This window comes from Campylobacter coli, assembly GCA_039516895.1.
Taxonomy (GTDB): Bacteria; Campylobacterota; Campylobacteria; order Campylobacterales; family Campylobacteraceae; genus Campylobacter_D; species Campylobacter_D coli_B.
On record CP154437.1, the window covers coordinates 93,336 to 116,733 of the forward strand.

The 23,398-nt window shown below is 31.7% G+C and carries 24 protein-coding genes; 14 read left to right on the plus strand and 10 right to left on the minus strand.

Annotated elements, in window-relative coordinates; all coding sequences use genetic code 11:
* Nucleotides 1-57 precede the first annotated feature (57 nt).
* Nucleotides 58-1,725 (minus strand): L-lactate permease, encoded by a 1,668-nt coding sequence (locus tag AAID94_00375; protein XAK24014.1) that lies wholly within the window; start codon nucleotides 1,723-1,725, stop codon nucleotides 58-60.
* Nucleotides 1,726-2,211: 486 nt separating this feature from the next.
* On the opposite strand from AAID94_00375, the gene AAID94_00380 reads away from it, so the two are divergent.
* Genes AAID94_00380 through AAID94_00390 form a run of 3 tightly spaced genes read left to right on the plus strand, consistent with a single transcriptional unit; the run spans nucleotide 2,212 to nucleotide 5,128 of the window.
* The gene (locus tag AAID94_00380; GenBank protein ID XAK24015.1) at nucleotides 2,212-2,442 is read left to right on the plus strand and encodes a DUF4492 domain-containing protein; all 231 of its coding nucleotides are present in this window, start codon (nucleotides 2,212-2,214) and stop codon (nucleotides 2,440-2,442) included.
* The gene (locus tag AAID94_00385) at nucleotides 2,442-4,004 is read left to right on the plus strand and encodes a cytochrome ubiquinol oxidase subunit I (protein ID XAK24016.1); all 1,563 of its coding nucleotides are present in this window, start codon (nucleotides 2,442-2,444) and stop codon (nucleotides 4,002-4,004) included. Before AAID94_00380 ends, AAID94_00385 begins: the two co-directional genes overlap by 1 nt.
* Nucleotides 4,004-5,128 carry a cytochrome d ubiquinol oxidase subunit II gene (locus AAID94_00390; protein ID XAK24017.1) on the plus strand — a complete coding sequence of 375 codons (1,125 nt, stop codon included), beginning with the start codon at nucleotides 4,004-4,006 and terminating at the stop codon, nucleotides 5,126-5,128. Before AAID94_00385 ends, AAID94_00390 begins: the two co-directional genes overlap by 1 nt.
* Nucleotides 5,129-5,326: 198 nt before the next feature.
* On the opposite strand, the gene AAID94_00395 is transcribed toward AAID94_00390, so the two are convergent.
* Nucleotides 5,327-5,950, minus strand: a complete 624-nt coding sequence (locus tag AAID94_00395; protein ID XAK24018.1) for a Crp/Fnr family transcriptional regulator — start codon at nucleotides 5,948-5,950, stop codon at nucleotides 5,327-5,329.
* A 131-nt stretch (nucleotides 5,951-6,081) separates the two neighbouring features.
* On the opposite strand from AAID94_00395, the gene AAID94_00400 reads away from it, so the two are divergent.
* Complete coding sequence (locus AAID94_00400; protein XAK24019.1) at nucleotides 6,082-6,282, plus strand: DUF2892 domain-containing protein; 201 nt, start codon at nucleotides 6,082-6,084, stop codon at nucleotides 6,280-6,282.
* Here the strand turns inward: AAID94_00400 and AAID94_00405 are convergent.
* Both AAID94_00405 and ung read right to left on the minus strand, forming a co-directional pair.
* Complete coding sequence (locus tag AAID94_00405; protein XAK24020.1) at nucleotides 6,279-6,971, minus strand: aspartate/glutamate racemase family protein; 693 nt, start codon at nucleotides 6,969-6,971, stop codon at nucleotides 6,279-6,281. The two genes, AAID94_00400 and AAID94_00405, sit on opposite strands and share 4 nt — an antisense overlap.
* A 100-nt stretch (nucleotides 6,972-7,071) precedes the next feature.
* Complete coding sequence (gene ung, locus AAID94_00410) at nucleotides 7,072-7,767, minus strand: uracil-DNA glycosylase (protein ID XAK24021.1); 696 nt, start codon at nucleotides 7,765-7,767, stop codon at nucleotides 7,072-7,074.
* A gap of 262 nt (nucleotides 7,768-8,029) precedes the next feature.
* Between ung and aspA the strand changes: the two genes are divergently transcribed.
* From aspA to obgE, 10 genes are all read left to right on the plus strand, one after another.
* Nucleotides 8,030-9,436, plus strand: coding sequence for an aspartate ammonia-lyase (gene aspA, locus AAID94_00415; GenBank protein XAK24022.1), 1,407 nt, complete (start codon nucleotides 8,030-8,032; stop codon nucleotides 9,434-9,436).
* A 15-nt stretch (nucleotides 9,437-9,451) separates the two neighbouring features.
* Nucleotides 9,452-10,792 carry an anaerobic C4-dicarboxylate transporter gene (locus tag AAID94_00420; protein XAK24023.1) on the plus strand — a complete coding sequence of 447 codons (1,341 nt, stop codon included), beginning with the start codon at nucleotides 9,452-9,454 and terminating at the stop codon, nucleotides 10,790-10,792.
* 116 nt (nucleotides 10,793-10,908) lie between these two features.
* The gene (locus AAID94_00425; protein ID XAK24024.1) at nucleotides 10,909-12,273 is read left to right on the plus strand and encodes a hypothetical protein; all 1,365 of its coding nucleotides are present in this window, start codon (nucleotides 10,909-10,911) and stop codon (nucleotides 12,271-12,273) included.
* Between the two features lie 12 nt (nucleotides 12,274-12,285).
* Complete coding sequence (locus AAID94_00430; GenBank protein ID XAK24025.1) at nucleotides 12,286-12,657, plus strand: YcfL family protein; 372 nt, start codon at nucleotides 12,286-12,288, stop codon at nucleotides 12,655-12,657.
* A gap of 27 nt (nucleotides 12,658-12,684) precedes the next feature.
* Nucleotides 12,685-13,308, plus strand: coding sequence for a penicillin-binding protein activator LpoB (gene lpoB, locus AAID94_00435; protein ID XAK24026.1), 624 nt, complete (start codon nucleotides 12,685-12,687; stop codon nucleotides 13,306-13,308).
* Between the two features lie 89 nt (nucleotides 13,309-13,397).
* Nucleotides 13,398-14,735 (plus strand): DUF6844 domain-containing protein, encoded by a 1,338-nt coding sequence (locus AAID94_00440; GenBank protein XAK24027.1) that lies wholly within the window; start codon nucleotides 13,398-13,400, stop codon nucleotides 14,733-14,735.
* Nucleotides 14,736-14,744: 9 nt separating this feature from the next.
* Nucleotides 14,745-15,947 carry a CsgG/HfaB family protein gene (locus tag AAID94_00445; GenBank protein XAK24028.1) on the plus strand — a complete coding sequence of 401 codons (1,203 nt, stop codon included), beginning with the start codon at nucleotides 14,745-14,747 and terminating at the stop codon, nucleotides 15,945-15,947.
* Between the two features lie 157 nt (nucleotides 15,948-16,104).
* A complete protein-coding gene (gene rplU / locus AAID94_00450) occupies nucleotides 16,105-16,413 on the plus strand; it encodes a 50S ribosomal protein L21 (protein XAK24029.1) in 309 nt (102 codons plus the stop codon).
* Nucleotides 16,414-16,423: 10 nt separating this feature from the next.
* Nucleotides 16,424-16,678: a 50S ribosomal protein L27 gene (rpmA, locus tag AAID94_00455; protein XAK24030.1), complete on the plus strand. Its 255-nt coding sequence runs from the start codon at nucleotides 16,424-16,426 to the stop codon at nucleotides 16,676-16,678.
* A gap of 101 nt (nucleotides 16,679-16,779) precedes the next feature.
* Complete coding sequence (obgE, locus tag AAID94_00460) at nucleotides 16,780-17,826, plus strand: GTPase ObgE (GenBank protein XAK24031.1); 1,047 nt, start codon at nucleotides 16,780-16,782, stop codon at nucleotides 17,824-17,826.
* A 102-nt stretch (nucleotides 17,827-17,928) separates the two neighbouring features.
* On the opposite strand, the gene traF is transcribed toward obgE, so the two are convergent.
* The 6 genes from traF to AAID94_00490 are packed head-to-tail and all read right to left on the minus strand — an operon-like array spanning nucleotide 17,929 to nucleotide 23,321.
* Nucleotides 17,929-18,432: a conjugal transfer protein TraF gene (traF, locus tag AAID94_00465; GenBank protein ID XAK24032.1), complete on the minus strand. Its 504-nt coding sequence runs from the start codon at nucleotides 18,430-18,432 to the stop codon at nucleotides 17,929-17,931.
* On the minus strand, nucleotides 18,393-18,881 hold the full coding sequence (locus AAID94_00470) for a TlpA disulfide reductase family protein (GenBank protein XAK24033.1): 489 nt from the start codon (nucleotides 18,879-18,881) through the stop codon (nucleotides 18,393-18,395). The genes traF and AAID94_00470 overlap by 40 nt, the downstream gene beginning before the upstream one ends.
* Nucleotides 18,878-19,525: an ABC transporter ATP-binding protein gene (locus AAID94_00475; protein ID XAK24034.1), complete on the minus strand. Its 648-nt coding sequence runs from the start codon at nucleotides 19,523-19,525 to the stop codon at nucleotides 18,878-18,880. The genes AAID94_00470 and AAID94_00475 overlap by 4 nt, the downstream gene beginning before the upstream one ends.
* On the minus strand, nucleotides 19,525-20,643 hold the full coding sequence (locus AAID94_00480) for an FtsX-like permease family protein (protein ID XAK24035.1): 1,119 nt from the start codon (nucleotides 20,641-20,643) through the stop codon (nucleotides 19,525-19,527). The genes AAID94_00475 and AAID94_00480 overlap by 1 nt, the downstream gene beginning before the upstream one ends.
* Complete coding sequence (locus tag AAID94_00485; GenBank protein ID XAK24751.1) at nucleotides 20,633-21,931, minus strand: ABC transporter permease; 1,299 nt, start codon at nucleotides 21,929-21,931, stop codon at nucleotides 20,633-20,635. The genes AAID94_00480 and AAID94_00485 overlap by 11 nt, the downstream gene beginning before the upstream one ends.
* Nucleotides 21,918-23,321: a Fe-S-containing protein gene (locus AAID94_00490; GenBank protein ID XAK24036.1), complete on the minus strand. Its 1,404-nt coding sequence runs from the start codon at nucleotides 23,319-23,321 to the stop codon at nucleotides 21,918-21,920. Before AAID94_00490 ends, AAID94_00485 begins: the two co-directional genes overlap by 14 nt.
* Nucleotides 23,322-23,398: the final 77 nt, after the last annotated feature.

The window sequence follows — 23,398 nt, forward strand, 5'->3', positions numbered from 1 at the left end:
AATTTTTTCATTTAAAATTTGCTTAAACTTGCAAGAATAAGTCTTGCAAGTTTATTTTTATTTAGCTACTACTTCTGGAATGATTCCTGGTAAAAAGAATGCGATAATGCAAGTCCAAATTCCTATTAAAATGATAAAAGCTATAGAGTATTTGAGTGTGAATTTGAAAAGATCTGATTCTTTACCCACAAGTCCAACAGCTGCGCAAGCAATAGCTATACTTTGAGGGCTAATCATTTTTCCTACTACCCCACCTACGGAGTTTGCTGCTAAAAATAAAGCTTCGCTAACGCCTAATTTTTGCGCACTTACTTGTTGTAGGGTTCCAAAAAGTAAGTTAGCACTTGTATCCGATCCTGTTAGGAAAACGCCAATCCAACCTATAATAGGTGAAAAGAATGCAAAAGCATCTCCTGTATGAGCAAAAGCAAGTCCTAAAGTAGTACTCATACCACTATTTTTAGAAATAAAAGCAAAGGCTACAACCAAACCTATGGTAAGACAAGGGATAGCCATTTCTTTAAGGGTGGCCCAAAAACATTCAGCAGCATCTTCAGCTTTTATTCTTAAAACAGCTATGGTTAAAAAAGCTGCAAGTAAAATCGCAGTTCCTGCTTGGGCTACAGTTTTACCATTGATAAGATCGATTCCAAGTCCTAAAGAAAGAGGTTTAGCTTCGCCTATACCTGTGATAGAAGGACTTAAAATACCGCCTGTAAGATTGCTAAATTGTAAAGTAATGCTTGTATAGCTTAAAAAACCATCCTTATCAAAGATAGCTTTAAACCAAGGTTGAGTCCAAATGATAATACAAATTATAAGTAAAATAAAAGGCGTCCAAGCTTTTAATACATCTCCAAAATTTAAGGTATTATCTTCAGTAAAATGAGTTTCTCCGTCTAATCTAAAAATGTTTTTTGGTTTCCAAAATTTTAAAAAGATAGTTGTAACCGCTAAAGAAACAATAGCTGAAATAATATCAGGAAGTTCAGCTCCTAGGTGATTTGAGCTCCAAAATTGGGTCGCTGTAAAGCTTAATGCGGCAACTAAAATAGCAGGAAAAGTTTCTTTTACTCCTTTTAAACCATCCATTAAAAACACTATGAAAAAAGGTATAGTAAGGCTAAGTGGAACAAGCATTCTACCCACCATAGCAGATACAGAATGAGCTTCAACTCCTACTAAATTTGCCATAGCAATGATAGGAATCCCCACAGCACCAAAGGCAACAGGCGCGGTATTTGCTATAAGACAAAGTCCTGCTGCTTGTAAAGGGCGCAAACCAAGTCCGACCAAAAGAGCTGCTGTGATAGCTACTGGACCACCAAAACCTATAGCACCTTCTAAGAAAGAACCAAAACAAAAACCTATCAAAATCACTTGAATACGATGATCAGGGGTAATACTCATCACGCTTTTTTTAATTATCTCAAAAGAGCCTGATTTAATAGAGAGTTTGTAAAGAAAAATAGCCGCAATAATAATCCAAGCTATAGGCCACATACCATTTGTAAAGCCTTGTACAAAACTAGCACCTACTAAATTCCAAGGCATATCATAAACAAATAAAGCTATAACGCTTGCCAAAACCACGGTTAAAAAACCCGCTTGATAACCTTTTAACTTGAAAAATACCAAACAAGCTAAAAAGCAAAGAATAGGTAAAAAAGCAAATAAGGCGCTGAGCCAAATGCTATTGAATGGATCATAAATTTGTTGCCACATAATGTGTCTTCTCCTTTGTTTTATTTTCATTAAAGTTTCTTTTCATTCTAACAAATTCTTAAAATATATATAATGAAATTAAATTTTAAGAAAAATTATAAAGCGTCTTATGTATTATTTTGTGCAATTTGGTAACATATAGAGTATAGAAAAATATAAATATAATATAAAAATATAACTATAATGAGAGTAAAATCTCTTTTTGTTTTGTGATTTTTATAGAATATTTTTGTTAGTTAATTACTAAAATTTAGAATTTATAATCACAAGCACTAAAAATTTCATTTGTGATAAAAGCAAAATTTTAAGGATTTAATCAATTAAAAAGTGAATTTTTAAAAATATATTGTAGTGTTTTTTATACAATATTTTTTTCCAAGATCAAAATTTAATAATATTTTTTTAAGTATTTAATAACACAAATTTCATTATAATTTTGAGCTTTTTTACAATTTAAATTTTCATTATTTTATAAGGTTTAATTTAATGTATTTAAAATGTTTTTATTTCTTTTTTATGCGAATTTTTAACTTTTACAAAGAAGGGTTTAAAAACCTTACTCTTGGAAAAACTTTATGGAAAATCATTTTTATAAAACTTTTTATAATGCTTGTCATACTTAAACTTTTTGTTTTTGATGTAAATTTCAATTCTATCTTTAAAAATGATAATGAAAAAAGTAATTTTGTCATAGAAAATCTTATCAAGGAGAAATAATGAGTGAACTTAGCAGTGTGGATTGGTCAAGAGCGCAGTTTGCATTAACCGCTCTTTATCATTTTTTATTTGTGCCTTTGACTTTGGGCTTATCTTTTATCATTGCTATTATGGAAACTATTTATGTCAAAACGGGCAATGAAAGATGGAAAAAAATTACTAAATTTTGGCTTTCTTTATTTGCTATCAATTTTGCTATTGGCGTAGCTACTGGCATTATTATGGAGTTTGAATTTGGAACCAACTGGGCAAATTATAGCTGGTTTGTGGGTGATATTTTTGGTGCTCCTTTAGCAGTTGAAGGTATAATGGCCTTTTTCTTAGAGGCTACCTTTTTTGCTGTTATGTTTTTTGGTTGGGATAAAGTTTCTAAGAAATTCCATCTTGTTTCGACTTGGTGTGTGGCTATAGGCAGTAATTTATCGGCATTTTGGATTTTGGTTGCAAATGGTTGGATGCAATACCCTGTGGGAATGCAATTTAATCCCGATACAGCAAGAAATGAAATGCAAAGCTTTTTTGAAGTCGCGTTTTCTCCTGTAGCAATCTCTAAATTTTTACATACCATAGGTAGCGGTTATGTGATTTCTGCTTTATTTGTGATGGGAATTTCAGCTTGGTTTATATTAAAAGGGCGTCATATTATCGAAGCTAAGAAAAGTTTAGTTGTGGGTGCAAGTTTTGGGCTTGTTTGTTCGGTTTTCTTATTTTTTAGCGGAGATGAGAGTGCTTATCGTGTTACCCAAACACAACCTATGAAACTTGCTGCTATGGAAGGGGTTTATCAAGGTGAGCACCGTGCAGGACTTGTTCCTTTTGGAATTTTAAATCCTAAGAAAACTATAGACAATAACGAAAGTGTGTTTTTATTTGATATTACTATACCTTATGCTTTATCTATATTAGGAAATCGTGATCCTAATTCTTTTGTGCCAGGCATTGAGGATTTAATACACGGAAACGAAGATAGGGGTATAGAACCTATGCAAGAACGCATCGATAAAGGAAAAATCGCTATACAGGCCTTAAAAGATTATAGATTGGCTAAAGATAATAACGATACAATGGCTATGGCAATTCACAAAAGTATTTTAGAGGCGAATTTTAAAGATTTTGGTTATGGTTATTTAGAAAAACCAACAGATGCTATCCCGCCTGTGGCTTTAACTTTTTATAGTTTTCATATCATGGTAGCTCTTGGAAGTTTATTTTTCTTACTTTTTATCGCAACGCTTTATCTTACTATGGCAAATGATATTGAGAAATTTAGAAAAATTCTTTGGCTTTGTTTGCTGTGTATTCCTTTGGGATATATTGCAGCAGAGGCAGGATGGATAGTTGCTGAAGTAGGTAGACAGCCTTGGGCTATACAAGATTTAATGCCTGTTCATGTAGCAGCAACCGAGCTTGGAAAAGTCAATGTTCAAATTTCATTTTGGATTTTTGCAGTTTTATTTACTGCACTTTTGATTGCAGAGATTAAGATCATGCTTACTCAAATCAAAAAAGGTTTTGACGCGCATGCAGGACATAGTACTCTTATGGGTAAAGGAGAAAAATAATGTTTTTCGGTTTAGAACTTGGGGGACTACAAATTTATTGGTGGGTGATTTTAAGTTTATTGGGCGGACTTTTGGTCTTTATGTTTTTTGTTCAAGGAGGTCAAACCTTAATTGATGAATTAAGTTCTGATGAACTTGAAAAAACAATGCTTGTAAATTCACTTGGCCGTAAATGGGAGCTTGGTTTTACTACTCTTGTGCTTTTTGGTGGTGCTGCTTTTGCTGCTTTTCCACTTTTTTATAGCACAAGTTTTGGTGGAGCTTATTGGGCTTGGCTTTGTATTTTATTTTGCTTTATTTTGCAAGCTGTTGCTTATGAGTATCGTAAAAAAGAAAACAATGTTTATGGTTCTAAAACCTATGAAGTTTTTCTTAAAATTAATGGTTATTTAGGAGTGTTTTTAATCGGGGTTGCAATAAGCAGTTTTTTTAGTGGATCGCATTTTGTATTAAATGAACACAATTTTGTTTCTTGGCAAAATCCTTTACGCGGTTTGGAGCTTTTGTTTAATCCTTTTAATTATCTTTTGGGTATTGCTTTGGTGTTTTTATCTAGAATTTTGGGTGCTGCTTATTTTATGAATAATATCAAAGATGAAAATATTAAAGCAAAAGCTGTTAAAAAACTTAGTATAAATAGTATTTTATTTTTACCTTTTTTCTTAGGATTTTTGGCATGGATTTTTATAAAAGAAGGTTTTGGAGTAGATGAAAAGGGCATTGTGAGTATGGCTGAAAATGTATATTTATACAATTTTTTAGATAATATTCTTTTTGCTATTTTATTTATCATTGGAGTTGTATTTGTGCTTTTAGGTATGATACAAGGATCAAAGGGATGTTCTAAAACGATTTTTACTTTAGGTTTTGGATCGGTTTTAGCTGTTTTTGCTTTATTTTTAAGCATAGGGCTTGGATCAAGTGCTTTTTATCCTTCGCTTAGTGATTTACAAAGTTCTTTAACCATACACAATGCGAGTTCGAGTTATTACACCCTTAGTGTAATGGCTTATGTATCTTTGCTTGTGCCTTTTGTTTTAGCTTATATTGTTTATGTTTGGAATGCAATGGATAGAGTAAAAATCACTCGCGAAGAAATGAAAGACAGCGAACACTTATATTAAATGAGGAGAAAAAATGCTACACGCTTTGTTTTTATTGGTTTGGCCTTTGGTGATTTATGTAAGCTATAAATTTATCATGCTTAATATCAATCAATTAGAAAAAGACAATAAACTATAAAGTTCTTAAAGATTTAACCGATTTAGGATTAAATCTTTTCAAAATATTGCAATTTTGCCCATATTTTATATGGGCATTTATCACAAAGCTTTTAAAAGTGTAATCTCTTTACGATTTTGCTGAATAAAACCTTCTTTTTGCATTGTTTTTAAAATTCGTGAAATAACCTCTCTAGTGCTACCTAAATGCAAAGCTATTTCTTCATGAGTGAAAGTGATTTTTCCTTCTTTTGCATTTTCTTTAAGAAACATTTTAACCCTATGATGAAGAGGAGTAAAAAGGGCTTGCTCTAAAATATTGATCAAAGAATTAAAGCGTTTGGCAATAAGATTAAGAGTGTAATTTGCTATCAAAGGATATTTATCTTTTAGTTGAGAATATATTTTTACAGGAACAACTAAAATTTGAGTATCATCAAAACTTTCTAAGGTGAGATTATAAGATATAGTTTCAAAGATACAATGAGAACAAATGACACATTCTTCATTTTGTTTCAGTTTAAAAACAGTGATTTCTTTAGCATTTTGACCTAAAATAAATGCACGAAATCCCCCTTTTAAAACTATCACAAATCCTAAACAATCATCTAAAATTGTATTTTTGTCAAATTCTTTAAAGTATGATTTTTCCACCATAGCTTCAAAGTCTTTGTTTTCAAGATTATAGTTTTTAAAATATTCTTTTAAAATTTTTTCCTTATCCAAGATAGACTACCTTTGTGAATTTAATTTTTATTGTATCTTTTTTAGATTAATTATTTTTAGTGACTTTTATCACTGACAATAAAATTTTTTTTGTTTATACTTTGATTAAATTATACAAAAAAGGAGAAGAAATGGGTAAATTAGAAAGAACAATAAGAATAATCCTAGCAATGGTTATCTTTAGTATAGGGGTTTATTATGCGTCTTGGTGGGCTTTGATAGGATTTATTCCTTTGCTTACAGGTATTTTTGGCGTATGTCCTATAAGGGTTTGGACAGGAAAGCAAGCTTGTCCTTTGGGAGTTTGTCCTATCTCTAAAAAGAAAGATTAATCTTTTAAAGCCAAATTTACAGCATCAAGGGCATGGATTAGGGCTGTATCAAAAATCGGAATGCTTGTATCTTTTTGAGAAATCAACAATCCAATCTCTGTGCAGCCTAAAACTATACCTTGAGCACCTTCATCTTTTAGTTTTTGGATAATTTTTAGGTATTTTTCTTTAGAATTTTCTTTAATTTTCCCCCTACAAAGTTCATTAAAGATGATATCACTTAGTTCTTGCATATCGTTTTGATTTGGAGTAATTGTTTTTATATTTTCTTCTTTTAATACATTTTTATAAAAATCTTCCATCATAGTATATTGAGTGCCTAGTAAGCCTATGGTATGTATATTTTGTTGTTTTAGAATTTTAGCTGTACTTTGAGCAATGTGAACGAGAGGAATTTTTGTATTTTTTTGAATTTGATGAAAAATTTTATGCATGGTGTTGGTGGCAATAAGTATAAAATCAGCTCCACCAAGTTCTAGTTTTTTAGCACACTCTCCTAAAATTTGTGCAGCTTTTTCCCACTCGCCATTTTTTTGCAAATTTGCTATTTCTTCAAAATTGACACTATAGAGTAAAATTTTTGCGGAATTTAAATTGCCTAGTTGTTTGTTAATGGCTTCGTTTATAGTTTTATAGTAAGTGATGGTGCTTTCAAAACTCATTCCACCTATAATACCTATCGTTTTCACCTTTATCTCCTTAAATTTTTTATATTTTAACGATAAATTATACAAATTTATATTAATTGTTTTATTTTTAAATTGTTAAGAAAATATTTATATAATTTTTCTAAGCCAACTGCCAATTTATAGGTTTTTTTCCTAAATTTTTTAAAATTTCATTAGCTTTTGAAAAATGTTTACAACCTAAAAAGCCTGTTCTAGCTAGTGGGCTAGGATGTGCTGCTTCTAAAATAAAATGTTTTTTTGTATCGATTAAAGCTTTTTTGGATTTTGCATAATTTCCCCAAAGCATAAAAATAAGTCCTGATTTTTCAAGACTTAGTTTTGATATCACCGCATCGCTAAATTCTTGCCAACCCCATGAACTATGGCTTGCAGGTTTTCCTGCTTCAACACTAAGAATGGAATTTAAAAGTAAAACCCCTTGCTTTGCCCAAGAACTTAAATCCCCGCTTTTAGAGGGTTCTATATCAAGATCTGCTTTTAATTCTTTATAAATATTTAAAAGACTGGGCGGAATTTTGATCCCATAAGGCACAGAAAAACTAAGTCCCATAGCTTGATTGGGTTGATGGTAAGGATCTTGTCCTAAAAGTACAATTTTAAGCTCGTTTAAAGGAGTAAGATTAAAAGCATTAAAAGTCAAATTTGAAGGAGGATAGATGATAGCTTTATTGTTTAAAGCTTGTATATAATGTTTTTTGATTTCTAAAAAATAGCTTTTACTAAATTCTTCTTTTAAAAATTCTTTCCAATCGTTATTTATTTTAATATCGTCAATGTTTATAGTAATTTCTTTCATAAAAACTTCCAAAAATAAACTAAAGGTATATTTTATCAAATAAGCTAAGAAAAATATATTAATTTTTACTGAAATAAATAAAATCAATTGATAAATAAAAATTAAATATAAAAAGAGTTAAATTGTCCTAAAAGTCTATTTTATAGTATTTTTAAAGAATTAATATTATTAACCAATTATTAACCAAAATTACAATATGATTATACTGATATGAGTACAAGCAGCAAAGCTTGTATAAAAAATTAAACAAGAAAGGTTTCAAATGGGAACAAGAAAAGAGCACGATTTTATCGGGGAATTAGAAATTTCTGATGAGGTTTATTATGGAGTGCAAACCTTTAGAGCGGTGGAAAATTTTAATATTTCACACGAGAGGTTAAAGGATTTCCCACGCTTTGTAAGAGCTTTAGCAAGGGTTAAAAAAGCAGCTGCTATGGCAAATTATGAATTAGGTCTTTTAGATAAAGATATCCAAGATGCTATCATTAAAGCTTGCGATAAAATTTTAGAGGGCGGATATTATGATCAATTTGTAGTTGATATGATACAAGGTGGAGCTGGAACAAGTACAAATATGAATGCCAATGAAGTTATAGCCAATATAGCACTTGAGCTTATGGGCCATAAAAAAGGTGAGTATCAATACCTTCATCCAAACGATCATGTAAATTTAAGCCAAAGTACAAATGATGCTTATCCTACTGCTTTGCATCTTGCTTTGCATGATTATCTAAGTGATTTAGCAAAAGCTATGGAGCATCTTAAAAAGGCTTATGAGAGAAAAGCAGAAGAATTTAAAGATGTATTAAAAATGGGTAGAACTCAACTTCAAGATGCAGTACCTATGACTTTGGGTCGCGAGTTTAAAACTTTTGCTGTGATGATGGGTGAAGATATACAAAGAGTTTTAGAAGCTAGAAAACTAATTTTAGAAATCAATCTAGGTGGAACAGCTATAGGAACAGGTATTAATTCTCATCCTAATTATCCAAAAGTAGTAGAAAGAAAAATAAGAGAAGTAACCGGCTTTGAATACACTGTGGCAGAAGATCTTATCGAAGCAACTCAAGATACAGGAGCTTATGTCCAAATTTCAGGTGTTTTAAAACGCGTTGCCACAAAACTTTCTAAAGTATGTAATGACTTAAGACTTTTAAGCAGTGGTCCAAAATGCGGTCTTAATGAAATCAATTTGCCAAAAATGCAACCAGGTAGCTCTATCATGCCAGGTAAAGTAAATCCTGTTATCCCTGAGGTTGTAAATCAAGTTTGTTACGCAGTAATTGGAGCAGATGTAACCGTTACTTTTGCAAGTGAAGGCGGACAATTACAGCTTAATGTTTTTGAACCTGTAATTGCTTATAGCTTGTTTAATTCTATTGTTATGCTTGAAAAAGCAATGCATACTTTAGCAGATAAATGTATAGATGGCATTAGTGCTAATGAAAAAATTTGTTCTGATTTTGTTTATAACTCAGTAGGAATCGTAACTGCTTTAAATCCTTATATAGGTTATGAAAATTCAGCCAGCATTGCTAAAGAGGCTATGAGTACAGGTAAAAAAGTAGCTGATATCGCACTTGAAAGAGGGCTTTTAAGTAAGGAACAAATTGATGAAATTTTAACTCCTGCAAATATGTTAAATCCACATATGGAAGCTAAAAAATAATATAAAGGCTAGCCAATGGATACAATAATGATAATTTTGCAAATAATCGTTCTCCTTGGAGCAATTTTTATAGGAATTCGCTTAGGAGGTATAGCCATAGGCTATGCAGGAGGACTTGGTGTTGTTGTTTTGGGGCTTGTTTTGGGAATGAAACCAGGAAATATTCCTTGGGATGTAATTTTAATCATAGCTGCAGCTATTGCAGCTATTTCTGCGATGCAACAAGCTGGTGGGCTTGATTATATGGTTAGGGTTACAGAAAAAATTTTAAGATCTAAGCCTAAATTTATTAATTATCTTGCCCCAGCTTGCGGATGGTTGCTTACTATCTTGGCAGGAACGGGAAATGCTGTATTTTCTTTAATGCCTGTTGTAGTTGATGTGGCAAAATCTCAAAATATCAAACCAAGTGCCCCGCTTTCGTTGATGGTCGTATCTTCGCAAATTGGTATCACCGCATCTCCTGTAAGTGCGGCTGTGGTTTATATGAGCGGGGTTTTAGAACCACTAGGATGGAATTATCCAACCTTGATTGGAATTTGGATAGGTACTACTTTTATAGCTTGCATGATAACTGCTTTTATAGTGAGTTTAATCACTCCTATGGATTTAAGCAAAGATCCAGTTTATCAAGAACGCTTAAAAGCAGGTCTTGTTAAAGATGCAGGTGCTATCTTACATGGCGAGGATAAGCCAGGTGCTAAACTTTCAGTAGGAATTTTTCTTATTACTGTTTTAGCGGTTGTGCTTTATGCAACTGCGATTTCAAGCAATATTAAATGGATTGATCCAGTAATTGTTCCAAGAGATGCAGCTATCATGAGCTTTTTGCTTACTGCGGCGACTTTGATTACTTGGCTTTGCAAGGTTGAACCTGGTAAGATTCTTGATACAAGCGTCTTTAAAAGTGGTATGACAGCTTGCATTTGTGTTTTTGGTGTAGCATGGCTTGGAAATACTTTTGTTGCAGGGCATGAAGCTTCTATTAAAGAAGTAGCAGGTGATTGGGTAAAACAAAGCCCAGCTATGCTTGCGGTGGCTTTTTTCTTTGCAAGTATGCTTTTATATTCTCAAGCGGCAACTGCAAAGGCTATTGTACCTGTAATCGTTACTGCTTTAGGAATTAGCGCAACAAATCCACAGGATTCTTATATGCTTGTAGCTTGTTTTGCGGCAGTTTCAGCACTTTTTGTGCTTCCGACTTATCCTACTTTATTAGGTGCTGTGCAAATGGATGATACAGGTACTACTAGAATCGGAAAATTTATCTTCAATCACTCTTTCTTTATACCAGGAGTTTTAGCTATCGCAATCGCTGTAGCTTTAGGCTTTGTAGCCGCTCCTATGTTAATGTAGTTATTGATCCTGAGTTTTTAACTCGGGATTAAATAACTATAAAAATTTTTTATATCAACTTAAGAATAAAATATGCTATAATTCCTTTTTCAATTTCGTCTAAGGAGAAAAAGCTTATGAAAGTAAAATTTGGTCTAATTGCATTAAGTACAGCAAGTTGTCTAATTTTTGCAGCTTGTGCAAATCAAGTAAAGCAAAATAGCTCTTTTGAAAATGCTTTAGTACAAAAGTACTGCGGGGATGATTTTTTTAATCAAAATTTGGACAAAATTAACAAAAATGATGATGTAATCTATACGGGTTTAAATGCAGGCTTGGTAGCAAGAAATTGTGGAGATTTTAACAAAAGTAATGTGTTTTTTGATGCCGCTGAAGAATCTTACAAATATGATGTTGATTTGGAAAATGTAGGAAAGAAAGGTGCTAAATTGGTAGCAACTACATTGGTCAATGATACCATTGTTGATTATGAAGGTTCGTTGTATGAAAGAATTATGGTTAATGTCTATAAAGGTTTAAATTTTATGAGTTTAGATAATTATGCTGACGCTAGAGTAGAATTTAACCGCGCTTTAATGAGACAAGATAAAGCGAAAGAATATTTTGCTAAAGAAATAGAAAAAAATCGTAAAGATTTAGAAGAAGCTAAAAAAGATCCAAATTATGATAAAAATATGAATGAAAATTCGAAAGTGATTTCACAGCAATATGATAATTTATTTAAAGAATTTGACACAACTAAAAAATTTGTAAATCCTTACGCAACTTATCTTGCTTCGGTATTTTTCTTTATGGATAATGATTATAGAAGAGCTGCAGATTTGTTTAGAGAAGTGGCGATTATTAATCCCCATAACCAAGAAATCAAAAAAGAAGTAAAAGTATTTAATGATCGTGCAAAAAAAGTTGCAACTAAAAAAGATAAAAAATATGTTTTTGTTGTATATGAAAATGGTATGGGTGTTGTAAAAGATGATTTTACTTTAACATTGCCTTTTATAGTGGATAAAAAAATTGTTAGCACAAGTATTGCGCTTCAAACTTTGAAAAAAAGAGAATCATCTTTTGCTAGTCTAAAAGTAAATGATGTTGATACAACAGAGATTGTTAATTTAGACGATATTGTAGCTACTGAATTTAAAATTAATATGCCCGCAATGATCGCTAAAGCATTGGCTCAAACTATAGCTAAAACCACGTTAAATTTAGCTGTTGCAAATAACGATTCTACGGGTGGGTGGTTGACTTTAGCAAGTTCTGTGGCAACTGCGGCAACAAATTCAGCTGATGTTCGCTCGTGGAGAGGCTTGCCTAAAAGTATTTCAGTGGCTATGATAGAAAATTCCGGAAATATAAGCATTAAAAACCCACAAGGTCAAGAAATTTATAGCCATGTTCTTGAAAAAAACAAAAATGCTTTAATTATTGTTCGTTCTTTTGCACCTTATTTGCCAAATAGTGTAGACTTAATTCAGAAATAAGGTTTTTTATAGATGAATAAATTGTTTTTAATTGTTGTATCAATTTTTTTAGGGGCTTGTGGCCCTACTTATCAAATCGGTACAAGTGTTCCTAATGGTGTAGTTTTAAGTTCAACTTTGCCAAATAGTTTAGTAAAGCAGTTTCAAAAGCGTTTAAATAGTAATGGTTATTTAGAATTTGAAGTGATTTTACGCAGCACTTTTGCTAAAGATATAATTTATAAAGTGGATTGGTTAGATAAAGATGGTTTTGTACTCCGAGATGTTTTAACTGAGGATTATCAAGTTCTTAGAATTCCGGCGGGACAAGAGGTGATTCTTCGTAAGCTTGCACCTGATATAAGAGCGAAGGATTTTAGATTGGAAATTAAAGCAAAAAATTAATCTTATTTTACAGAAAGGATAAAAATTATGAAAAAGATAAAAATTTTAGGAGCGATTATTGCAGGATCTTTGCTTTTAGGTGGATGTGTACAGACTACTTATACAGACGGAAAAGCTACTCAGGTAAAAAAAGGAGATGCTTTAACTTTGGGTCTTGATAGACAAGATTTTGAAAATGCTGCTGAAACTATGATAGCCAGTATGCTTAGCGATCCAGCTTTTGCAAATATTAAGCCCGGACAAAGAAAAGTTATTGCTATTGGTAGAGTAGTAAATGATACTCCACAAAGAATTGATACTGAAAAGCTTACAGCAAAAATTACTTCAGCTTTAAGAAAATCAGGTAAATTTGTTTTAACTTCAGCCGTTGCAGCAGGTGGAGCACTTGATAGTATGAGCGAAGATGTAAGAGAATTAAGAGATAATGATGAATTTAATCAAAAAACTATAGCCAAAAAAGGCACTTTAGTGTCTCCAGATTTTTCTCTTGCGGGAAAAATTAGACAAGATAATGTAAAACTTAGCAATGGTAAAACTCAAGTAGAATACTTCTTCTTATTAAGACTTACTGACTTAAATTCAGGCCTTGTATATTGGGAAGATGAGCAAACTATCGATAAAACAGGATCTAGTAAATCAGTGACTTGGTAAATCGGGTTTGATTTATAGTTTAAAATTTAGCTCAAGTTTTGTTATTGCAAGCTTGGGCTTTTTTTATGAATTTACAAAAAGGATATAAAATGAAAAAAATATTATTTATCAGTTCTTTAGTTATGGCAAGTTTACTTTATGCACAAGGTTCTCAACCTATAGAGATTACACAACAAGATATAAGTACACAAAATGAAATGTCTGATGCTAGCACCAAAGATATCACTCCAAAATCTTTAGATGATTTTTTTGAAGAGTTTGCAGATAACTTTGGTATAGAATATAGCATAACCAAAGATGGAAAAACTTTTTATACTGGAAAAAGCACCGTTGCGGTAAATGATACCGACCCACAATTTGCACAAGCTTTACAAAATGCTTATCAAAAAGCAATGTTAAATTTACAAACCGAATTTATAAGAGATGCTTTTGGAAGGATTGCTACAAGTAAAATTCAAAACTATGAAGCTGACAATTCTACAAATGCTAAGGAATTTGATGAACTTCCAAAAGGCGATAGAGTCGATCAAATTTTAAATAAATTAACCCAATTAGCAGGTGCTCAGCTAGATAATGCCTTGAAGGATTTGGGTATAGATGTAAGTGCTTTAAGCGAAGAGAGAAAAAAGAGTTTATTAAAAGAAGAATTTATTAGTAAAACTATGACAAGTGCAGTAGGCTCAATGAGTGGGCTTGTTCCTGTACAAACTATAGTAACTCAAAGAAGGGGTGAATATGATGTAGGTGTTATTGCCATAGTATCTGATAAAACACGACAACTTGCTAAAGATATGGCATTAGCAAGGAAAAGTGTTATCAAGGGTAAAGGTAAAGTAGTAAGTGAATATTTACCAAAAGACCAAAAAGGTTTTTTAAATGAGTATGGTATTCGTTTGGTCTATGATGAAAATGGTGCGCCTATTATTTTAAGTTATGGAAATTGGGGTTATGTGGCTGATCCTAGTAATGCCAAAAAAACAAATATTTTAGAAGATAGAGCCAAAGATACAGCTATCACTATGGCGGATGCCGCTATTGTTGAATTTATTAATACAAATTTAAGTCTTAAAGATGAAAGAACTACAGGCGATAGTTATGAAGAGATTATAAAACAAAGCGTAAATGTTAACGATGGAACAATTGAAGAGGAAACTAAAAATATTACAAATATCATTGATAAGATTAATACTAAAGTAAAATCAAGTGCAAGTGGAAAAATTCGCGGTATTCGTACTCTTAAGAAATGGAGCTATACAAGCGAAAATGGTGTAGAACATGTAGGTGCTGTAAGATTTTATTCTTATGCTAATTTAGCCAATACAAATGAAGCATTAAATCAAAAATCTAATATAAGCAAAAATGAGCCTAAGAAGTCTTCAAACATACAAAGAAGTTCTAATGTTGTAAATAGTATGGATGATTTTTAAGGATGAAAAATGAAATGGATTAAAATTCTTTTTTTGTGTTTATTTTTAAGTCTAAGCCTTAGCGCTAAAGTAGTTACCACAACTTCTACTAAATCAAGTACAGGTGAAGGTACGGGTTTGACTAGAGAAGATGCAATAAATAATGCCATTATTGAAGCTATTGGAAAAATGAATGGAGTAAGCATTAATTCTCTTAAAAAATCTAATACTAGCGTTTCAACCGATGGCTCAGGATCAAATATACAGGATAACTATAGCGAACAAATTTCAAAAGCAACCAAAGGTAGAGCTGATACTTATGAAATCAACAGCGTGGAGCAAGATCAAAGCGGTAAATTTATAGCTAATGTGACTATTTATAAAACCACAACGACTAAAAAATACCAAGCTCCAGGTTTAAGTGCAGATAATAGAAGAAGCATTACTGTTTTTGATTCCACTCCAGATCCTACAAAAAGAGGCATTGGTTCAGCATTGCAACAAAAAATTATTTCTGATTTATTGCAAAGTCGAAAATTTAATGTTTTAGACCGTGATTCTAGTGGATACTATGAAATGGAAAAAGCTTTAATTAAAAGTGGTGATGCAACCAGTGATGAAGTTTACAAGCTTAAAAATGTGTTAGCAACAGATTATATTTTATTATTTTCTATTTCAGGGCTTGAAGGTAAACAAAAAACAAGCAATCTAACAGGAAAAACCAAAACAGAAGTCGAAGTCGTGGTTGATTATCGCGTGCTTTTATTTGCAACAAGACAGATTAAATTTTCTAATACTTTAACTATGAAAGTAAATCTTAAAGATAATAGTTTAAGTGCTAGCGAATCTGCTCTTGATCAGATAGCAAGTCGTATTTCAGGGGATATTTTAAACGCTATTTATCCTTTAAAAGTGGTCAGTGTTGAAAATAATGAAGTTGTATTTTCTCAAACTTTAAATCAAGGTGATACTTATGAGTGTTTTGCACTTGGAAAAACTGTGAAAGATGCTTATACAAAAGAAAATACTGGAAGAATTGAAACTAAAACAGGAGCTATTGAAATAGTACGTACCACTCCAAAACTTTCTTATGCAAAAATTACAGAAGGAAGTGTAAAAGTAGGAGATATTTGTAGGCCTTTGAATATTGGTGGTAGTGGAAATGGCTATACCATAGGCCGTGATGCAAATTATAAAATTGAAGAAGGTGGCGGGGTTAATCTTGGCTTTTAAACTACTTTAGGGTTTGGTTTCAAACTCTAAAGTCTTTCTTAAATTCATCAAAGATTAAAGAAAATTTTTGTAAAATTAAAACTTTTCTAGCCATTAAAGCTTTCAAATCCGAATTTCGGTGCTTTGTGGTACTTACCAAATTATTAAGGAAAAAGCAATGTATGCTATTATTAAACACAGCGGAAAGCAGTATAAAGTTAGCGTTGGCGATGAGTTAAAGCTAGATCACTTTGAAGCTGAAAGCAAAGCAAATATTGAAGTAAGCGAAGTTCTTGCTATCAATGATAAAGAATTAAAGGTAGGTGCGCCTTTCGTAGCAGGTGCAAAAGTTGTTTTGGAAGTGATTAATCACGGAAAAGATAAAAAAGTTGTGATTTATAAAAAAAGACGCAGAAAAGATTCTAAACTTAAACGCGGTTTTAGAAGACAATTCACTCGCGTTGTAGTAAAAGATATCAAAGCTTAAGGAGTAAAGAATGGCACACAAGAAAGGTCAGGGTTCAACTCAAAATAACCGCGATTCTATAGGTCGTCGCTTAGGTGTTAAAAAATTTGGTGGTGAATTCGTTAGAGCAGGAAATATCATCATTCGCCAAAGAGGAACTGCAACTCATGCAGGAAATAATGTAGGCATAGGAAAAGATCACACTATCTTTGCTTTAATTGATGGTTTTGTGAAATTTGAAAGAAAAGACAAAGACAGAAAAAAAGTTTCTGTATATCCTGCATAAGTTTTTAGGGCGTTTTTACGCCTTAGAAACTTTAAATTTATAAATTTAACTTCTTTTTATTCTAATTTAGCTTTATAAATTTAAAATCAAAGGCAATTATAATGTTTATTGATAGTGTTAAGATTACTTTAGCTTCTGGCGATGGCGGCAAGGGTGCGGTGAGTTTTCGTCGTGAAAAGCATGTTCCTCTCGGTGGGCCTGATGGTGGCGATGGAGGAAATGGTGGCGATATCATCTTTGTTTGTGATAACAATACACATACACTTGTAAATTTCAAAGGCAAAAGAGAGCTTCGTGCGCAAAATGGCGCAGGTGGAATGGGACGCAATAAAAATGGAAAAAAGGGTGAAAATTTAGAGCTTATTGTCCCTGAGGGAACTCAAGTTATCGATGCACAAACCAATGAAGTTTTATTAGATCTTACAAAAGAGGGTCAAAGAGAGCTTTTTCTAAAAGGTGGCAAAGGAGGGCTTGGGAATACACACTTTAAGCACGCTACCAACCAACGCCCTGATTACGCACAGCCAGGTATTAAAGGTGAAAGTCGTTTAGTAAGACTTGAACTTAAACTTATCGCCGATGTAGGGCTTGTAGGCTTTCCAAATGTAGGAAAATCCACCCTTATAAGTGTAGTTTCAAATGCTAAGCCTGAAATCGCAAATTATGAATTTACCACGCTCACACCAAAATTAGGGCTTATAGATGTGGATGAGTATAATTCTTTTGTGATGGCTGATATTCCAGGGATTATCGAAGGTGCAAGTGGAGGTAAAGGCTTAGGACTTGCATTTTTAAAACATATTGAACGCACGAGTTTTTTACTTTTTGTGTTAGATCCTATGAGAGAAATGCCTCTAAAAGAGCAATTTATAGTGCTAAGAAATGAGCTTGAGAAATTTTCAAATGAGCTTTTTGGGCGTGAGTTTGGCATAATGATTTCAAAAAGTGATAGTGTGAATTTGGGTGAAGATTTTGCCGAGCAGATCACCCAAAATATAGCGAATTTAGAAGAATATTTAAAAAGTATTGATAATCCACAAAGCTTTTTAATCAAGGTATCAAGCCTTGAAAAAACAGGGCTTAAAGAGCTTAAATTTATGCTTCTAGAGGAAATTAAAAAATTAAGAGAAAAGCGTGAAAAAAGGTGATAAGATAATCACCTTTTTTAGATATTTGTTTAAAATTTGATTTATTTATCGCTATACCTAGCTAGTCTTAGGTATTTGCGGTAAAAATATTTTAATATAAAATCAAATTTTTAGTTTTTTAATCTCATTTTCAAGCACACTATAAGGCGTTAAGCCTATGAATTTTTCATCCATTTTACTTTCTTTAAAAAAGCTAAGTACAGGTACCCCATATATTTCCCCAACTGCACTTGAGAGATATTTAGCTGCTTTTTTTTCATAAAACAAAGCTAGATGCGATAAACCCTTTTCATCCGCCCAAGCTTTAGCGTCCTTTGCGTCTTTAGCATCACCTAAAACCACAAAAATATTAAAATCATAGTTTTTAGCTAAATCTTGCAAAATAGGAATTTGTTCTTTACAAACCCCACAATCTTTAGTAAAAAATACTAATGCAAAATTTTGTGTTTGCTCGTCTAATTTTAAACTTTTTTCAAAACCATTATAAGAAAAATTATAAATTTTATCACTATTTAAAGCTTTGAAATTTTCTCCACTATCGCAAGCTATAAAAAATAAAGCTGTAATTAAAGCAAAGAGATAAGTTTGGATTCGAAAGTTTGCCATGGTTTTTCTCCTAAAATTCTTTCTTTTATAATCCCATCTTTAAGTATAATGGTGGTCGGGGTTGAAAATACAGCGTAGCGATCATTGGTGATTTTAAGATCATCGGTTAAAACTTTGATATTTTTAAAATTTAATTGTTCAGCTAAAACCTGAACGACTTCAGCTTTATCTACCGAATTTATAGCATAAACGCTGATTTTATTTGGGTGTTCTTGCATAAATTTATCCAAAGAAGGCAGCTCTTGCAAACAAGAAGGACAACCATTTTGAAAGAAAACCAAAACCTTTATATCGCTTTTATCATCGGCTAATTTAACAGCCTTTCCCGAAGTATCTTTAGCTGAAATTTCAGCTCCTATTTGGCCAATTTTACCTTGGTTTTGATTTGTATCAAAAGAGCAAGCATTGAGCAAAAAAAGACTTATGAAAAATAAAAATACTTTTTTCATTTTAAAACTCCATGCTGTAAGATAAGGGTGCGATCTGCAAATTTTGCTAATTCGGGATTGTGTGTGATCAAGACTATGGTTTTACCCTCATTTTTTAATTTTTGCAAGGTTTCAAGGACGATTTTTTCATTGGCTTCATCTAAATTCCCCGTAGGCTCGTCAGCAAGTAAAATTTCAGGATTGTTAATCAATGCTCTTGCTATACAAACTCTTTGTTGTTCTCCACCGCTTAGTTGGCTTGGTAAATGGCTAAGGCGATGTGAAAGTCCTACTTTTTCAAGTACAGCTTTTGCATCCTCTTCATCTACGCTAGAATGATAGTATTGCGAAAGCATAACATTTTCTAAGGCACTAAGATAAGGAATAAGATGAAATTGCTGAAAAATAAGCCCGATTTTTTCTCGGCGCAAAGTGATTTTTTGCTCTTCATTGATTTGCTCTAAATCTTCATTATCTAAAATGTATTTGCCACTGCTTGGATTATCCATAAGAGATAATATATTTAAAAGCGTTGATTTTCCACTTCCAGAAGGACCCATGATGGCAAGCCATTCTCCTTTGTAAATATTTAAATTTATATTATCTAGTGCTTTTACTTTACCAAATTCTTTACTTAAATTTTTAATTTGTATAAGTTCTTTCATTATTCACCTTTCAAATTTTCACAGACATTGATTTTTAATGCTTTTTTTATAGGAAAAAAGGCAGCTAAAAAAGCAAAAAATAAAGAAATAATTAAAGCCATAAATATAGCCTTAAATCTAAAATCTATACTTGCATTAAAAATCAAATATCCAAATATATTTGCTAAAAATATCCCACAAAAAGCTCCTATAATGCTAGCAAAAAGACTAATGATAAAATATTCACAAGCAAAAAGTTTGAAAATTTCACTTTTTTTAGCGCCTAAGGCCAAACGCAAGGCAATTTCTTTTTTACGCGAAAATATAATCGAACTTAGAGTGGTATTTACGCTTGTTGTGACTATGATTAAGACAACAAGTATGATTAAAAACATTAAAGCTTTTATTTTATCTAAAACTAGGCCTTCGCTTAAGGATACTGATGAAATAGGTTTTGCATTAATGCTTTCATTGCTAATATTTTTTGTTTTTGTATTTATCTCATCAAAATTTCCATAAACAACCGCATTGGCATATTGAATGCCAAAAGTGTCGCTTAAATTTTGTACTACGCTTAAAGGCGCTAAAACTATGCTGTCTAATTCATCATTGCTTAAGAGTATGCCTTTTATCGTAAGCTTGGTAGTTTTGCCATTTTCTGGGTTGTAAATTTGAAGCTCATTGCCTACTTTAAGTCCTAGTTGTTTGGATAAATTGATACCCAAAAAAGCTGAATTTTCATCAAAATCACTTAGAGAAAAACTCCCTTCTTTAACTTCGATAAAAGGCTTAGTTATCTTTAAGGCTCTAAAATCTGTACCCAAAACCACTCCACTAGTACTACCCAAATTTAAAAATGTATACAAAAAAGGAGTTAAGGCTCTAGCTTTTAAATTCTTTTTTGCTTCTTTATAGTCTTGATTTAAGATAAGCTCTTTATCATTTTTGGGTTCGATGATAACATTTGCTCCATAGGCTTTTAATTCTTTAGAAAGCTTTGTATCAATATCAAAATAAATATTTAAAAAAGCCGAGCAAGTTAGTGCTCCTATAAAAACACTTAAGACAATAATAAAAAGCCTTTGATAAGAAAAAGCAATGCTTTTAAAAAGTTCATTTAAAAAAAACTTATCTACCATAAAGAACTCCTGCGGGAGAAAGATTTGCAATATTTTTTATAGGAAGCAAGCATCCAAGTATAGCTATCAAACCTGCAAATACAAGACTTAAAGGCAAGGCTATAAAAGCAATGTCTATAAAGTATCCAAAAATTCCAAGGCTGATAAGCTCTGAAAGTCCTATGCCAAAAATAAATCCAAATACAGCAGAAACTAAAGCTATGATCAAATTTTCACCTGCAAAAAGTAAGTAAATTTGAAATGTATTTGCTCCAAGTACTTTCAAAAGTCCTATTTCTTTTTTTCTACGATGAATTTCAGAACTCATTAAACTTGATATAGCAATACTTGCAACAATAAGACAAATAATGCAAGTAATAGCCATCAAAGACTGAATTTTTTTAACAACCAAGCTTTGTGCATCACTTATGGCATTGAGTGCTTTTGCATCCGCTCCTGGCAAGCCATCGCTAATTTGACTAGCAATTGATCCTACATAAGCTGAGCAATACCATTTATCATATTCTATTTGATCGAGTTTTTCCTCGCCCATTCGGCGTACCTTTTCAGAAAGAGCTGATTCAGGTATAGTAAAAGCTCTTACTTCAGCACTTGCATACAAGCCTTTTTTTTCTAATAATTCTTGAGCTAAATTTAAAGGAGCGATGATTTTGTTTGACATTTTAGGATTGGCATGGAGTAAAATTCCTACGACTTTTACTTCTTTTGAAATTTTATTCTCTCCTATGAGTTTTATCGTATCATTGATTTTAAGATCGTTATTTTTAGCAAAATCTTCACCTAGCATGATTTCATTGCTATCATCTTTGGCCCATTCTCCTTGTACTTTTAAATAAGGATAAAGACTTTTAATACCTGTGATAAAATCGTCATCATCTTTTATTTCAATCGCTTTTTGAAAATAAGTACCATAAAGGAGTGCTTTTTTTGAAGAATCATTGCTTTTTATTTCTACTTTTCCTTCTAAAAAAGGAGCAAAGGCTGTGATATTGTTCCGCCAATAAATATCTTTTAACATATATAAATTTTTTTCTTCTAAATAGTTTTTGTTTTTTAAAGGTTCGTAAAGCTCATTGCCTATTTCTATGCTAAGGCTTGAGCCTTTAGGTAAAACCAGTATATTAGATCCATAACTTTTAAGTTGCTTAGTCACTTCATCGCCTATACTTAGAGTGATATTTAACATTGTACATAGCAAAAGCGTAGCCAAAAAACAAGTAAGAAAAGCTAGAAATTTTTGAATTTTATTTCTAAAGATAGAATGAGTTATCATTTTAACTAGCATTATTTCTCCTTTGGATTAAAAATAAGGCTTCTGTATCTTCTACATATTTCATAGGATCTTTCTTAAATTCCTCATAGTTTTTTTCATTTGAAAAATAATAAGTTATGCCTTTATAGCTGTAAGAAAAAGGTGCTTGAGTGTTAATGATCTTATCTTTTGAAACAGGATCTTGCACTTGTATATCTTTGATTTGACTAAAATAATTAGATCCTGCCACAACATCTTTAACATCTATGGTGATTTTTTCACCATCATAATCATATTTTAATGGGATAGGATTACAACCGCCTGTTTTTCCTACGCTCGGTAGAAAAATTCGCACATTGCACGAAATGCAAATTAACTCCCCTTCTTTTTTAATATAACCCATATCCCCACAAATAGCACAAGCATCAAAAACAGCTACAGGAGAATCCCTATCTTCTCTTTTATTGATGAGGAAAAATCTTATCACTTTGCCTTGCTCGCTTATATAAGCAAAACGATGAAGTTTGTTATCTCTTAAAAGGGCTACATCAAAGATAAATTTGCCATTTTTATCAGGTAAAAGCTCTGTAGGCTCGTCTATACTTAAAGGTTTAGAACTTACCATAAAAAAGTATAAAATGATACAAAAACTCAAAATACAAGAGATAAAAACACTAGAAAAATAGCGATTTATGAGAGTATTTTTTGCTTCATTTTTGCGATAAGCAATATCTAAAATTTGCTTTTTTACAATATTTTTTTTGCGAATTTGCAAACTTAAAAATGCTAAAAAAATGATGAAAAATAAATAAACATAAATTCCAAAAACACCAAAATAATTACTTTTTCCAACAAAACTTACTAAAAAAGTATGAGTTTCTATGAAAGAATTTCTCATCAGTGTAAGCAATATATTTGCTAAAACCTTATCTCCTTCTATAAAAATAAGGATTAAAAAAAGTACAAAACTTGCTTTTTTGTTGATATTCTTTTGCCATTTTAAAAAGAAGAAAATTAAAATACAAATTAATAAAGCTAAAGCAATAAAACCCAAAGAAGAAATGGCTTCACTATCGATTAAAACACCGTTAAATATAGGAAAATCTTGAGTTAAATTATAATAATGCAAAGCTATACAAAAACTCAAAATTCCTAGTAAAATAAAACTCAAAATTTCTATTTTTTGCCAAAAATAAAGCACAAAACTCAAAAGCAAACAGGCTATAAAAATAAAATTGAAATTAAATATCAAATTCTCAGTTTTTAGAAATTGTGCCGCAATAAAAAAAGCAAAATATCCAAACAAAAAGCCCAAAAAAACAGCTAAAAAGCTTTTAAAAATATATTTTTTATTGGGTGTGATAAAAGCCATTAAAATACTTAAAGGCAAGATGCTAGAAAGAAAATGCACAAAATATATACTCATAATTTACTCTTTAAACATTGTTATTTTGATTTTAAAATAAAAATAAAAATATTTAAACACTCGGAAAATCCGAGTGT

Excerpts from the sequence above, each read along its gene's own strand:
- AAID94_00375 (XAK24014.1), bottom strand. The coding sequence starts at position 1,725 with ATGTGGCAACAAATTTATGATCCATTCAATAGCATTTGGCTCAGCGCC.
- AAID94_00380 (XAK24015.1), top strand. The coding sequence starts at position 2,212 with ATGTATTTAAAATGTTTTTATTTCTTTTTTATGCGAATTTTTAACTTT.
- AAID94_00385 (XAK24016.1), top strand. The coding sequence starts at position 2,442 with ATGAGTGAACTTAGCAGTGTGGATTGGTCAAGAGCGCAGTTTGCATTA.
- AAID94_00390 (XAK24017.1), top strand. The coding sequence starts at position 4,004 with ATGTTTTTCGGTTTAGAACTTGGGGGACTACAAATTTATTGGTGGGTG.
- AAID94_00400 (XAK24019.1), top strand. The coding sequence starts at position 6,082 with ATGGGTAAATTAGAAAGAACAATAAGAATAATCCTAGCAATGGTTATC.
- ung (XAK24021.1), bottom strand. The coding sequence starts at position 7,767 with ATGAAAGAAATTACTATAAACATTGACGATATTAAAATAAATAACGAT.
- aspA (XAK24022.1), top strand. The coding sequence starts at position 8,030 with ATGGGAACAAGAAAAGAGCACGATTTTATCGGGGAATTAGAAATTTCT.
- AAID94_00420 (XAK24023.1), top strand. The coding sequence starts at position 9,452 with ATGGATACAATAATGATAATTTTGCAAATAATCGTTCTCCTTGGAGCA.
- AAID94_00425 (XAK24024.1), top strand. The coding sequence starts at position 10,909 with ATGAAAGTAAAATTTGGTCTAATTGCATTAAGTACAGCAAGTTGTCTA.
- AAID94_00430 (XAK24025.1), top strand. The coding sequence starts at position 12,286 with ATGAATAAATTGTTTTTAATTGTTGTATCAATTTTTTTAGGGGCTTGT.
- lpoB (XAK24026.1), top strand. The coding sequence starts at position 12,685 with ATGAAAAAGATAAAAATTTTAGGAGCGATTATTGCAGGATCTTTGCTT.
- AAID94_00440 (XAK24027.1), top strand. The coding sequence starts at position 13,398 with ATGAAAAAAATATTATTTATCAGTTCTTTAGTTATGGCAAGTTTACTT.
- AAID94_00445 (XAK24028.1), top strand. The coding sequence starts at position 14,745 with ATGAAATGGATTAAAATTCTTTTTTTGTGTTTATTTTTAAGTCTAAGC.
- rplU (XAK24029.1), top strand. The coding sequence starts at position 16,105 with ATGTATGCTATTATTAAACACAGCGGAAAGCAGTATAAAGTTAGCGTT.
- rpmA (XAK24030.1), top strand. The coding sequence starts at position 16,424 with ATGGCACACAAGAAAGGTCAGGGTTCAACTCAAAATAACCGCGATTCT.
- obgE (XAK24031.1), top strand. The coding sequence starts at position 16,780 with ATGTTTATTGATAGTGTTAAGATTACTTTAGCTTCTGGCGATGGCGGC.
- traF (XAK24032.1), bottom strand. The coding sequence starts at position 18,432 with ATGGCAAACTTTCGAATCCAAACTTATCTCTTTGCTTTAATTACAGCT.
- AAID94_00470 (XAK24033.1), bottom strand. The coding sequence starts at position 18,881 with ATGAAAAAAGTATTTTTATTTTTCATAAGTCTTTTTTTGCTCAATGCT.
- AAID94_00475 (XAK24034.1), bottom strand. The coding sequence starts at position 19,525 with ATGAAAGAACTTATACAAATTAAAAATTTAAGTAAAGAATTTGGTAAA.
- AAID94_00480 (XAK24035.1), bottom strand. The coding sequence starts at position 20,643 with ATGGTAGATAAGTTTTTTTTAAATGAACTTTTTAAAAGCATTGCTTTT.
- AAID94_00490 (XAK24036.1), bottom strand. The coding sequence starts at position 23,321 with ATGAGTATATATTTTGTGCATTTTCTTTCTAGCATCTTGCCTTTAAGT.